This is a genomic window from Bacillus sp. SIMBA_008 (assembly GCF_046535495.1).
Taxonomy (GTDB): domain Bacteria; phylum Bacillota; class Bacilli; order Bacillales; family Bacillaceae; genus Bacillus; species Bacillus subtilis.
Genome location: NZ_JAWRWL010001057.1, coordinates 1 through 245 on the forward strand (window position 1 = coordinate 1; position 245 = coordinate 245).

General features: G+C 52.7%; 1 protein-coding gene. It reads right to left on the reverse strand.

What is annotated here, in order from left to right:
* Positions 1 to 245: ATP-binding cassette domain-containing protein (locus SB658_RS26655; protein WP_410603506.1), on the reverse strand; the 245-nt coding region annotated here is incomplete at both ends.

Here is a 245-nt window from a genome sequence, read left to right on the forward strand (position 1 = left end):
GTGCCCGATTCGACGACCTGACCCGCGTACATGACGGCGACCCGGTCGGCGACATTGGCGACAACGCCGAGATCATGCGTGATAAAAATGATAGACGTATCAATTTTCTTTTGCAGATCTTTCATCAGCTCAAGGATCTGTGCCTGAATCGTCACATCAAGCGCTGTTGTCGGTTCATCGGCAATTAACAGTTTCGGATTTGCCGCAAGCGCCATCGCGATGACGACACGCTGTCTCATACCGCC